Below are 11,620 nucleotides of genomic sequence, written 5' to 3'. Positions count from 1 at the left end.
AACTCCCTGAAAAATGACTGATTTGTGCGGATATGGCGTCAATTGCGGCGCGAGCGCCGATCACCCTTTCGTGTGCTTTTCACCAAAGACCTCAAGGGGTGGACGAGCCGCGCCGACAAAGGATGCGTGAGTACCCTTGCGCACACCATGATGACCGCCGCCCGCACCGCCGATTCCGGCCTGGCCGGCTCGGGCGAACTCGACCGCTATCCCTATCCGGAGGCACCGGCCGGCGAGCGTGCCGCGACCCGTTCCTGGGGCGGCGCCGATTCCGAGCTGGGACGGGCGAGCCGACGGGGATCGGCCAGCCGGGGGCGCGGTCTCCACGGCCAACTCGTCCAGCAGCTGGGCCAGATGATCGTCTCCGGCGACCTCGGCGCGGACCGCCCCCTCGTGCCCGAGGAGATCGGCCAGCGGTTCGAGGTCTCCCGCACCGTCGTCCGCGAATCCCTGCGCGTCCTCGAAGCCAAGGGGCTGGTCAGCGCGCGTCCCAATGTGGGGACGCGGGTCCGCCCGGTCAGCGACTGGAACCTGCTGGATCCCGACATCATCGAATGGCGCGCCTTCGGCCCGCAGCGGGACGACCAGCGTCGCGAGCTGGCCGAGCTCCGCTGGACCATCGAACCGCTCGCGGCCCGCCTCGCGGCCGGGCACGGCCGGGACGACATCCAGCAGCGGCTCGCCGACATGGTCGAGATCATGGGGCACGCGATGGGGCAGGGAGACACGATCACCTTCTCCCGCGCCGACGCGGAGTTCCATGCCCTGCTCATCCAGGCCGCGGGCAACCGGATGCTCGAACACCTTTCCGGCATCGTCTCGGCCGCCCTCCATGTCTCCGGCGGTCCCGTCACCGGCTGTGACCGTCCCGGCGAGACCTCGCTCGCCCACCACGCACGGATCGCCGACGCCCTGGCATCGGGCGACGCCGGGGCCGCCGAGACCGCCATGCGTCAACTGCTCGTCGTCCATCCCGACGTCGAACGAGTGGTTCCCGCGCCGCGCGAGCACTGACCGGGGGCGGCGGGACCGCGGGGCCCGATGCCGCCGGGCCGCACGGGTCCGGCGGCACAATGGAAGGGGATGCAACCTTTGGTCCCGTACGCCGCAAATGAGGTGTGACTCGGGCCACGCGGATTGGCCGTAACACTCCTCGAAGCAGCGCGATGACTTAAGAGGTGAGCGCAGCGGAAGGAATACAGCAGCCCTGGGGCGCGCTGTTTCAGTTCTGAGGCCAAACCCGCGCCGTCGACGACATCCCCAGTCGGCGGTCGTCGGTTCCAGCCCCCTCCAGGGCAGGGCCGGAAGCCGTTTCCATCGTTCCGAGAGGTTGTTCGTGTCGGCCAGCACATCCCGTACGCTCCCGCCGGAGATCGCCGAGTCCGAATCTGTGATGGCGCTCATCGAGCGGGGAAAGGCTGATGGGCAGATCGCCGGCGATGACGTGCGTCGGGCCTTCGAGGCTGACCAGATTCCGCCAACCCAGTGGAAGAACGTTCTGCGCAGCCTCAACCAGATCCTCGAGGAAGAGGGTGTGACGCTGATGGTCAGTGCCGCGGAGTCGCCGAAGCGCGCCCGCAAGAGCGTCGCAGCGAAGAGCCCGGTCAAGCGCACCGCCACCAAGACCGTCGCGGCGAAGACCACCGTGACCAGGACCGTCGCGGCCACCGCCGCCCCGGCGGCCGAGAGTGCGGACGCGGTGGCCGAAGACGCCGTCGTGGCCGCTCCCGCGAAGAAGGCGGCAGCCAAGAAGACCGCCGCCAAGAAGACCGCCGCGAAGAAGACGGCGGCCAAGAAGACCGCCGCGAAGAAGTCCGGCAAGCAGGACGACGAGCTCCTCGACGGCGACGAGCCGGTCGAGGAGGTCAAGGCCGGCAAGGGCGAGGAAGAGGAGGGCGAGGGCGAGAACAAGGGCTTCGTCCTCTCCGACGACGACGAGGACGACGCACCCGCGCAGCAGGTCGCCGTCGCCGGCGCCACCGCCGACCCGGTCAAGGACTACCTGAAGCAGATCGGCAAGGTCCCCCTCCTCAACGCCGAGCAGGAGGTCGAGCTCGCCAAGCGCATCGAGGCCGGCCTCTTCGCCGAGGACAAGCTGGCGAACGCCGACAAGCTCGCGCCGAAGCTCAAGCGCGAGCTGGAGATCATCGCCGAGGACGGCCGCCGGGCCAAGAACCACCTCCTGGAGGCCAACCTCCGTCTGGTGGTTTCTCTGGCCAAGCGCTACACCGGCCGCGGCATGCTCTTCCTGGACCTGATCCAGGAGGGCAACCTCGGTCTGATCCGCGCGGTCGAGAAGTTCGACTACACCAAGGGCTACAAGTTCTCCACGTACGCCACCTGGTGGATCCGTCAGGCGATCACCCGCGCGATGGCCGACCAGGCCCGCACCATCCGTATCCCGGTGCACATGGTCGAGGTCATCAACAAGCTCGCGCGTGTGCAGCGCCAGATGCTCCAGGACCTGGGCCGCGAGCCCACCCCGGAGGAGCTGGCCAAGGAACTCGACATGACCCCCGAGAAGGTCATCGAGGTCCAGAAGTACGGCCGCGAGCCGATCTCGCTGCACACCCCGCTCGGCGAGGACGGCGACAGCGAGTTCGGTGACCTGATCGAGGACTCCGAGGCGGTCGTCCCGGCGGACGCGGTCAGCTTCACGCTCCTCCAGGAGCAGCTGCACTCGGTGCTCGACACGCTCTCCGAGCGTGAGGCCGGCGTCGTCTCGATGCGCTTCGGTCTCACCGACGGTCAGCCGAAGACACTCGACGAGATCGGCAAGGTCTACGGCGTGACGCGTGAGCGCATCCGTCAGATCGAGTCGAAGACGATGTCGAAGCTCCGGCACCCGTCGCGCTCCCAGGTGCTGCGCGACTACCTCGACTAAGTCGAGGGAAACGGCTCGCCGAAGGGCGGAACGCCGAAGATTCACCGGCCGAGGGCCCGGAACCCCCAGGGGATCCGGGCCCTCCGGCGTGTCTCCGGGGCCTGACACGGACTGCCTGGATCACGCTGGGTGAAACGGTTTGTCGCCTCAGTGTCAGGAGTCCCCATGCCCCGTCCCGTCGTCCGTGCCCTGACCGGGGCGCTCGCCCTGACCGCCGCCACGGCCGTACTGCCCCTCGCCGCCCCCTCCACGGCGGTCGCGGAGAGCATCGTCGTCGGCGGACACCCCGCCCCGGTGGCGGACAGCCCCTGGGTCGTGGCGCTGTCGAGCCGCGACCGGTTCGGAGGCGCGCGCTCCGGGCAGTTCTGCGGCGGCGTGGCCGTGGCTCCCACGAAGATCCTGACGGCCGCCCACTGTCTGAGTGACGAGGCGCTCGGCGGACCGGCGAGGCGGGTGAAGGACCTCCTGGTCATCGCCGGCCGGGAGCGGCTCAGCGATTCCGGCGGCCGGGAGATCCCGGTCCGGCGCATCTGGGTGAACCCGGCCTACGACCCGGTCTCCAACGCGGGCGACCTCGCGGTGCTCACCCTGTCCCGCGCCCTGCCGACGGGCGCGACCATTCCGATGGCCGGAAGCGGGGACGCCGCCTACCGGGCCGGGACGCCCGCGGATGTCTACGGCTGGGGCGATACGACGGGCAGCGGCACCTACGCCTCCGTGCTGCGCTCAGCCCGGGTCCGGGTCCTGCCGGACGGCGACTGCGCGCGGGCCTACCCGGGCGGCCGGGAGGGTACGTACAAGGCCTCGGCGATGCTCTGTGCGGGCGAACCCGCGGGCGGCCGGGACGCGTGCCAGGGCGACAGCGGCGGGCCGCTGGTGGCCCGTGGGCGGCTCATCGGCCTGGTGTCCTGGGGCAGCGGCTGCGGGCGCCCGGGCAGCCCCGGGGTGTACACCCGGGTCTCCGCCGCCCTGGACTGGGCCGCGGGCCGCATCTGAGCCGCGCCGGGCCGCCTCGTAGCCGTACGGCCCCGTGACCGAGGCCTGTGGGGCCCGCGGCCTCGTCCGGGACGGCACGGGCGCGTACCGAGGCCCCGGAGGCGGCACGGGCCCCGGAAGCCACGCACAGCCCCTGGGGTCTCCCCACCGGCCTCACAACACCGGCAGCGCAACGAGAACGGGCGGCTCCCCCCGGTGGGGGAGCCGCCCGTCGGCCGGTCCTGGACCAGCCCCTGGCTCGTCGTGGATGCGAGGTGTCAGTGTTGGTCCTCGTCGGCAGCAGCCGTCTGTACGGCGGTCAGCCGATCCGTCTCATCCTGTATTTCCGCGGCGATCTTCTTGAGTTCCGGCTCGAACTTGCGCCCGTGGTGGGCGCAGAAGAGCAGTTCACCGCCGCTGATCAGGACGACGCGCAGATAGGCCTGGGCGCCGCAACGGTCACAGCGGTCTGCTGCGGTCAGCGGGCTCGCGGGGGTCAGAACAGTAGTCACGTCGCCTCTTCTCTAGCTCGACGAGCTGTCGTACCAGGGTCAACATCCAACCAGGCCGAAAACGTTCCCGCTCGTGGCTTTTCTTCGAAACTTCTTCTCGGTGTGGCTGTCTGTTGCCGGTTGGCGGCGAATGTGCCGTATGCGGAGCGCTACGGTTTCGCATTGCTTGTCTTGGGGGTGGGTCCCGCCGGCCGGCTTGCCGGTTTGTTCATGAGGACGTGCCCGGAGCCTAAATGGTTCATGCGTCGAAGGGAACGTGATGTGCACGTCACTCCAACGAATGATCGAACACCCATGCGAGCCCGGATGGAGCTCGACTAGCATGAGGATTCCCCGAGGGTGGCGTTACAACCGCTCTACCAGGCCTCTGTAGGCTCTCAGCGGCAACCGACGCCCAGCCCGATACCCACGGGGGCCCCAGATGAAATTCAGCGAGGAGCGAACCGCGTGACCGCCGAAACGTCCGTGCCGTCCACCGCGATGCTGGCCGCAGCAGGAGGCGACCGGGACAGCTCCAACTACACCGCGCGGCACCTTCTCGTCCTCGAAGGGCTGGAGGCGGTCCGCAAGCGCCCCGGCATGTACATCGGGTCCACCGACAGCCGTGGCCTGATGCACTGCCTCTGGGAGATCATCGACAACTCCGTCGACGAGGCCCTCGGCGGCTACTGCGACCAGATCGAGGTCATCCTCCACGACGACTCCTCCGTGGAGGTCCGGGACAACGGCCGCGGCATCCCGGTCGACGTCGAGCCCAAGACGGGTCTCTCCGGCGTCGAGGTCGTCATGACCAAGCTGCACGCCGGAGGCAAGTTCGGCGGCGGCTCCTACGCCGCGTCGGGCGGCCTCCACGGCGTCGGCGCCTCCGTGGTCAACGCCCTCTCCTCCCGCCTGGACGTCGAGGTCGACCGCAACAGCGCGACCCACTCCATCAGCTTCCGGCGCGGCGTCCCCGGCATGTTCACCGAGCAGGGACCGGACAGCCCGTTCGATCCGGCCAACGGCCTGCACAAGGGCAAGCGCGTCCCCAAGACCCGTACCGGTACCCGGGTGCGGTACTGGGCGGACCGGCAGATCTTCCTCAAGGACGCCAAGCTCAACCTGGAGACCCTCCACCAGCGGGCCCGCCAGACCGCCTTCCTCGTCCCCGGCCTCACGATCATCGTCCGCGACGAGCGGGCGCTCGACGGCGAGGGCAAGACGGAGGAGACGTTCCGCTTCGACGGCGGCATCAGCGAGTTCTGCGAGTACCTGGCCCAGGACAAGGCCGTCTGCGACGTCCAGCGGCTCAGCGGCACGGGCACCTTCAAGGAGACCGTCCCGGTCCTCGACGACCGCGGCCACATGACCGCCACCGAGGTCACCCGCGAGCTCGCCGTCGACATCGCCCTGCGCTGGGGAACCGGCTACGACACGACCGTACGGTCGTTCGTGAACATCATCGCCACCCCCAAGGGCGGCACCCACGTCACCGGGTTCGAGCGCTCCCTGACCAAGACGGTGAACGAGGCGCTGCGCTCCGCCAAGATGCTGCGGGTCGCCGAGGACGACATCGTCAAGGACGACGCCCTCGAAGGGCTCACCGCCGTCGTCACCGTACGGCTCGCCGAGCCGCAGTTCGAGGGGCAGACCAAGGAGGTGCTCGGCACCTCGGCGGCCAACCGGATCGTCGCCAATGTCGTCGCCAAGGAGCTCAAGTCCTTCCTGACCTCGACGAAGCGGGACGCCAAGGCCCAGGCCCGGGCAGTGCTGGAGAAGGCCGTCGCCGCCGCCCGCACCCGGATCGCGGCCCGGCAGCACAAGGACGCGCAGCGCCGCAAGACCGCGCTGGAGTCCTCCTCGCTGCCCGCCAAGCTCGCCGACTGCCGCAGTGACGACGTCGACCGCAGCGAGCTGTTCATCGTTGAGGGCGACTCGGCGCTCGGCACCGCCAAGCTGGCCCGGAACAGCGAGTTCCAGGCGCTGCTGCCGATCCGCGGCAAGATCCTCAACGTCCAGAAGTCGTCCGTCTCCGACATGCTGAAGAACGCCGAGTGCGGCGCGATCATCCAGGTCATAGGAGCCGGTTCCGGGCGGACCTTCGACATCGACGCCGCCCGCTACGGCAAGGTCATCATGATGACCGACGCCGATGTCGACGGCTCTCACATCCGCACCCTGCTGCTGACCCTCTTCCAGCGCTACATGCGCCCGATGGTCGAGGCGGGACGGGTCTTCGCCGCGGTGCCCCCGCTGCACCGGATCGAGCTGGTCCAGCCCAAGAAGGGCCAGGACAAGTACGTCTACACCTACTCCGACAGCGAACTGCGCCAGACCCTCCTGGAGTTCCAGCGCAAGAACATCCGGATCAAGGAGTCGATCCAGCGCTACAAGGGCCTCGGTGAGATGGACGCCGACCAGCTGGCCGAGACGACGATGGACCCGCGCCACCGCACGCTGCGGCGTATCAACATCGGCGACCTGGAATCCTCCGAGCAGGTCTTCGACCTGCTGATGGGCAACGAGGTCGCGCCCCGCAAGGAGTTCATCACCAGCTCCGCCGCCACCCTGGACCGCTCGCGCATCGACGCCTGATCCCTGGACCCCTGGGTTCCGTCGCACGGCCCTCGCCCCGGTTCCGCCGGAGCGGGGGCCGCGAGCGTTTCCCGGGGGTCCCGCCGGGGAAGCGCGCAGCAGTCCCGGATATCTGTCACCTGAAGGGGTGAAGTCGGGCGAATGACGCGCCCGGGACCCTCCCGAACCGCCCATCGTTGGCCGTGCGGCCGAAAAGGTCCGCGGATCAGGGGAGTTGTTCGGTGGAGAAGGAAGCAGGGTCGCAGACCGCGGGAGTGCGGCTCGACGACCCGTGGGACGACGTACCGGCACCCGGCCGGGGTGACCAGGACGGTACGGGAGGTGCCGCGGCCCTCGACGCGTCGGGTGAGGCGGCGCCGGATCCCCGGCCCAGCGCGGCCGACATCTATCTGGAAGTGCACCGCAGTGACGCCTTCCGCGAGGTGCGCCGCCGCTACCGCCGCTTCGTGGCCCCCGCCGCCCTCGCCTTCCTGCTCTGGTATCTCGCCTACGTCGTCGCCGCGACCACCGCCCCCGCCCTGATGGCCCGCCCGGTCGCCGGAGCGGTGAACGTCGCGATGGTGGCGGGGCTCGGCCAGTTCCTCACCACGTTCCTGCTCACCTGGGCGTACGCACGGCACGCGCGGCTGCGCAGGGACCGGGCGGCGCTCGATCTGCGCTGGGACACCCAGGAGATGACGAGAGGGCTCGCACGGTGAAAGGAGACCACCAGACCCTCGCCCTCCTGCTGTTCAGCGCGTTCATCGCGGTGACGCTCTTCATCACCACCTGGGTCGGCCGCAACCGGCAGGGCTCCGCCGAGGAGTTCTACGCCGGCGGACGCCTGTTCTCGCCCATGGAGAACGGATTCGCCATCGCCGGGGACTACATGTCCGCGGCCTCCTTCCTCGGCATCTCCGGGCTGATCGCCCTCTTCGGCTACGACGGCATGCTCTACTCCGTCGGCTTCCTCGTCGCCTGGCTGGTCGTCCTGCTGCTCGTCGCCGAACTCGTCCGCAACTGCGGCCGGTTCACGCTGGCCGACGTGGTCGCCGCACGGATGGCCGAGCGCCCGGTGCGTACCGCCGTCGGCACCTCGTCCGTCACCGTCTCCGTGCTCTACCTGGTCGCCCAGATGGTCGGCGCGGGCAGCCTGGTGGCCCTCCTGCTCGGCGGTACGAGCGACGCGGCCCGGTCCTGGACCGTCGTCGGGGTCGGCGCGCTCATGGTGATCTACGTGTCCTTCGGCGGCATGCGCGCCACCACCTGGATCCAGATCGTCAAGGCCGTCCTGCTGATGGCCGGGGCCGTCGTGCTCACCGTGCTCGTGCTGGTCCACTTCCACGGGAACATCAACAGCCTGCTCAACACGGCGGCCGAACGCAGCGGCCACGGCAAGGACTTCCTCACCCCCGGCCTGCGGTACGGCGGGGACTGGACCTCGCGCTTCGACTTCATCAGCCTCGGGGTGGCCCTGGTCCTCGGCACGGCGGGGCTGCCACACATCCTGTCGCGCTTCTACACCGTGCCCACCGCCCGCGCCGCGCGCCGGTCCGTCGTCTGGTCCATCGGCCTGATCGGCAGCTTCTACCTGATGACGATCGTGCTCGGGTTCGGCGCCGCCGCACTCGTCGGCTCCGCCGAGGTCCGCGCGTCGAACGCGGCGGGCAACACCGCGATCCCGCTGCTGGCCCTCGATCTCGGCGGCGGCGAGGGCTCCACCGGTGGAACGATTCTCTTCGCCGTGGTCGCCGCCATCGCCTTCGCCACCATCCTGGCCGTCGTCGCGGGCATCACGCTCGCCTCGTCCGCCTCGGTCGCCCACGACCTCTACGCCTCGCTCCGCCGCCCCGGGCGCAAGAAGCACAGCGAGGTCGCCGTGGCGCGTATCGCCGCCGCCGGGATCGGCGCGGTCGCGATCGGTCTCGGGCTGCTCGCCCAGAACCTCAACGTGGCCTTCCTGGTGGGCCTCGCCTTCGCCGTGGCCGCCTCCGCGAACCTCCCGGTCCTGCTCTACTCGCTGTTCTGGCGCAACTTCACCACCCGGGGCGCGGTCTGGTCGGTGTACGGAGGACTGGTCCCGGCGGTCGTCCTGGTGCTGGTCTCGCCCGTCGTCTCGGGCAGCCCGACGTCCCTGTTCCCCGGCGTCGACTTCCAGCTCTTCCCCCTGGAGAACCCGGGCCTGGTCTCGATCCCGCTCGGCTTCCTGGCCGGCTGGATCGGTACGGTCACCTCGCCCGAGCCGCCCGACGAGGCCAAGCACGCCGAGGCCGAAGTGCGGGCGCTGACGGGGGCCGGGGCGGCGTAGGACGCGGAGCGACCCCGGGCCGTGGGCTTCAGCCCGCGGCCCAGGCGTACCGGTGTTCCGGGCGGCCCGTCTCGCCGTACCGCAGCGTCAGCCGGACCTTGCCGGTCCGCTCAAGAAGCTTCAGATAGCGCTGGGCCGTCTGCCGGCTCATCCCCGCGCTGTCGGCGATCTCCTGCGCGGAGAGCGGGCCGTCCGCGCCGCGCAGGGCCCCTCGGACGAGTTCGGCGGTGGTGGGGGAGTGGCCCTTGGGGAGGGCCGGCTCGCCCGCCGCCCACAGCGCGCCGAAGAGCCGGTCCACCTCCGCCTGCTCGGCCTCCCCGCCCCCGTCGAGCGTCCGCCGCAGCGCCGCGTACGCCTCCAGCTTCGTACGCAGACCGGCGTACGTGAACGGCTTCACCAGGTACTGGAGCGCACCGTGCCGCATCGCGTCCTGCACGGTCGCGACGTCCCGGGCGGCCGTCACCATGATCACGTCGACCCGACGGCCGAGGCGGCGCAGCTCCCGTACGACGGCGAGGCCGTTGCGGTCGGGCAGGTAGTGGTCCAGCAGGATCAGGTCGACCGGGACCTCCTCGACCGTCGCCAGCGCCCCGGCCGCCGAGTGGGCCTGCGCGGCCACCCGGAAGCCGGGCACCTTGGCGACGTACGCCGCGTTGATCTGCGCCACCCGCACGTCGTCGTCGACGATCAGGACCTCGATCACCGCTGCTCTCCCGTCGTCACCGGATGCGTGGGGTGCGGCGTACCGACCGGGGCATTCGCGGCGGGCTCCGCCAGCGCCTCCGGCAGGACGACGGTGAACACCGCGCCGCCGCCGTCCGCACCGGACACCGTCACACTGCCTCCCTGGCGCTCCGCGAGCCGCCGTACGAGGGCGAGCCCGAGGCCGCGTTTGCCGTGCGCCGGGACGTCCTTGGTGGACCAGCCCTCCGTGAAGATCGACGCGTGCTGGTCCTCCGGGACGCCGGGGCCGCTGTCGCGCACCCCCAGGATCACCGTACGGCCCTCGGCCCGCAGGCCGACCTCGATCCGCGCCCCGTCCGATCCGGCCGCCGCGTCCGTGGCGTTATCGACGAGGTTGCCCACCACCGTCACCAGGCCCCGGGGATCGACCACCCGGTCCGGCAGCAGCGTGCCGGGAGCCAGCCGCAGCGAGACACCGCGCTCGGCGGCGACCGTCGTCTTGCCGACGAGGAGGGCGGCCAGCAGCGGGTCCTGGACCTTCTCCGTGACCTGCTCGGCCGTCGCCCGGTGCACGCCCACCACCTCGGTGACGAACTCCATCGCGTCCTCGTGCATCTCCAGCTCCAGCAGCCCCAGCAGGGTGTGCAGCCGGTTCGCGTGCTCGTGGTCCTGGGCGCGCAGGGCGTCGATCAGCCCCGTGGTGGAGTCGAGCTCGCGGCCCAGGTGCTCCAGCTCGGTCCGGTCGCGCAGGGTCACCACGGCTCCGCCGTCGTCCGTGGGCATCCGGTTGGCCAGCAGCACCCGGCTGCCCCGTACCGCCAGCAGGTCGTCGCCGACCACCCGCCCGGCCAGCACGTCCGTGGTCCTCCCGTCGCCCAGCACCTCGTCCAGCGGGCGGCCCGCCGCCTCCGGGCCCAGCCCCAGCAGCCGCTGCGCCTCGTCGTTCAGGAGCCGTACGCGCCCGGCTGCGTCGAGGGCGACGACCCCTTCGCGGATGCCGTGCAGCATGGCCTCGCGTTCGGTCAGCAGCGCGGAGATGTCGGAGAACGCCAGGTCATGGGTCTGCCGCTGCAACCGGCGGGAGATCAGATACGCGGCGAGCGCCCCGACGGCCAGGGCCCCGCCGGCGTACGCGAGGAGCCCCGGGATCGCCCCGAGGAGCCGGGCCCGGACGCTGTCGTACTCGATCCCGACCGAGACCGCGCCGATCACCTCGCCGGACGGGCCGAACAACGGCACCTTGCCCCGAGCCGAGCGGCCGAGGGTGCCGCTGTCGATCTCCATCACCTCACGCCCGCGCAGCGCCTCACCCGGGTCGGTGGAGACGACCGCGCCGATCCGGTGGGTTTCGGGATGCGACCAGCGCACCCCGCGCCGGTTCATGACGACCACGTACTCCGCGCCGGTCGCCCGCCTGACCCGCTCGGCGGCCGACTGTACGGGGCCCCCGTCCGACGGGTCCGTGCTGCTCAGGTTCTCCACGATGTCCGGCCGGGCGGCGGTGGACTGGGCGATGGCCAGGGCGCGGCGCATCGCCTGGTCGTCCAGCTGCTCGCTGAGGGGGGCCAGGAAGAGGCCGGTGACCAGGATCGTCACCCCGGTGATGATGGCCAGCTGCATCAGCAGGACCTGCGAGAAGACCCGCTGGGGCCAGCCGAACCGGCGCGGTCCCCGGCCGGGGGTCGGTGGGGCGTTCATCGTAGA

General features: G+C 70.7%; 9 protein-coding genes. 6 read left to right on the top strand and 3 right to left on the bottom strand.

What is annotated here, in order from left to right; translation table 11 throughout:
* Positions 1-126 precede the first annotated feature (126 nt).
* From A3Q37_RS10945 to A3Q37_RS10935, 3 genes are all read left to right on the top strand, one after another.
* Positions 127-1,014, top strand: coding sequence for a FadR/GntR family transcriptional regulator (locus A3Q37_RS10945; RefSeq protein WP_176711393.1), 888 nt, complete (start codon positions 127-129; stop codon positions 1,012-1,014).
* A gap of 322 nt (positions 1,015-1,336) precedes the next feature.
* Entirely contained in the window at positions 1,337-2,884 is a 1,548-nt protein-coding gene (locus A3Q37_RS10940; protein WP_065481529.1) for an RNA polymerase sigma factor, read from the top strand.
* A 165-nt stretch (positions 2,885-3,049) separates the two neighbouring features.
* Positions 3,050-3,880, top strand: a complete 831-nt coding sequence (locus tag A3Q37_RS10935; protein WP_065481528.1) for a trypsin-like serine protease — start codon at positions 3,050-3,052, stop codon at positions 3,878-3,880.
* Between the two features lie 257 nt (positions 3,881-4,137).
* On the opposite strand, the gene A3Q37_RS10930 is transcribed toward A3Q37_RS10935, so the two are convergent.
* The gene (locus tag A3Q37_RS10930) at positions 4,138-4,371 is read right to left on the bottom strand and encodes a hypothetical protein (RefSeq protein ID WP_006128079.1); all 234 of its coding nucleotides are present in this window, start codon (positions 4,369-4,371) and stop codon (positions 4,138-4,140) included.
* A 447-nt stretch (positions 4,372-4,818) separates the two neighbouring features.
* On the opposite strand from A3Q37_RS10930, the gene A3Q37_RS10925 reads away from it, so the two are divergent.
* The 3 genes from A3Q37_RS10925 to A3Q37_RS10915 all read left to right on the top strand — a co-directional run bounded on the left by A3Q37_RS10925 (position 4,819) and on the right by A3Q37_RS10915 (position 9,232).
* Positions 4,819-6,945, top strand: a complete 2,127-nt coding sequence (locus tag A3Q37_RS10925) for a type IIA DNA topoisomerase subunit B (RefSeq protein ID WP_065481525.1) — start codon at positions 4,819-4,821, stop codon at positions 6,943-6,945.
* A gap of 254 nt (positions 6,946-7,199) precedes the next feature.
* Positions 7,200-7,643, top strand: coding sequence for a DUF485 domain-containing protein (locus tag A3Q37_RS10920; protein ID WP_065481520.1), 444 nt, complete (start codon positions 7,200-7,202; stop codon positions 7,641-7,643).
* Positions 7,640-9,232 carry a cation acetate symporter gene (locus A3Q37_RS10915; RefSeq protein ID WP_065481511.1) on the top strand — a complete coding sequence of 531 codons (1,593 nt, stop codon included), beginning with the start codon at positions 7,640-7,642 and terminating at the stop codon, positions 9,230-9,232. Before A3Q37_RS10920 ends, A3Q37_RS10915 begins: the two co-directional genes overlap by 4 nt.
* Positions 9,233-9,260: 28 nt before the next feature.
* On the opposite strand, the gene A3Q37_RS10910 is transcribed toward A3Q37_RS10915, so the two are convergent.
* Both A3Q37_RS10910 and A3Q37_RS10905 read right to left on the bottom strand, forming a co-directional pair.
* Entirely contained in the window at positions 9,261-9,935 is a 675-nt protein-coding gene (locus A3Q37_RS10910; RefSeq protein ID WP_065481509.1) for a response regulator, read from the bottom strand.
* Entirely contained in the window at positions 9,932-11,614 is a 1,683-nt protein-coding gene (locus A3Q37_RS10905) for a sensor histidine kinase (RefSeq protein WP_065481497.1), read from the bottom strand. Before A3Q37_RS10905 ends, A3Q37_RS10910 begins: the two co-directional genes overlap by 4 nt.
* Positions 11,615-11,620: the final 6 nt, after the last annotated feature.

This window comes from Streptomyces sp. PTY087I2, from assembly GCF_001687325.1.
Classification (GTDB): domain Bacteria; phylum Actinomycetota; class Actinomycetes; order Streptomycetales; family Streptomycetaceae; genus Streptomyces.
The sequence above is the reverse complement of the archived record's forward strand: the minus strand, read 5'-3'. Positions and strand labels throughout refer to the sequence as shown.

What these genes read in the sequence shown, in the direction of transcription:
- A3Q37_RS10935 (WP_065481528.1), top strand. Translation starts at nt 3,050, where the DNA reads ATGCCCCGTCCCGTCGTCCGTGCCCTGACCGGGGCGCTCGCCCTGACC.
- A3Q37_RS10905 (WP_065481497.1), bottom strand. Translation starts at nt 11,614, where the DNA reads ATGAACGCCCCACCGACCCCCGGCCGGGGACCGCGCCGGTTCGGCTGG.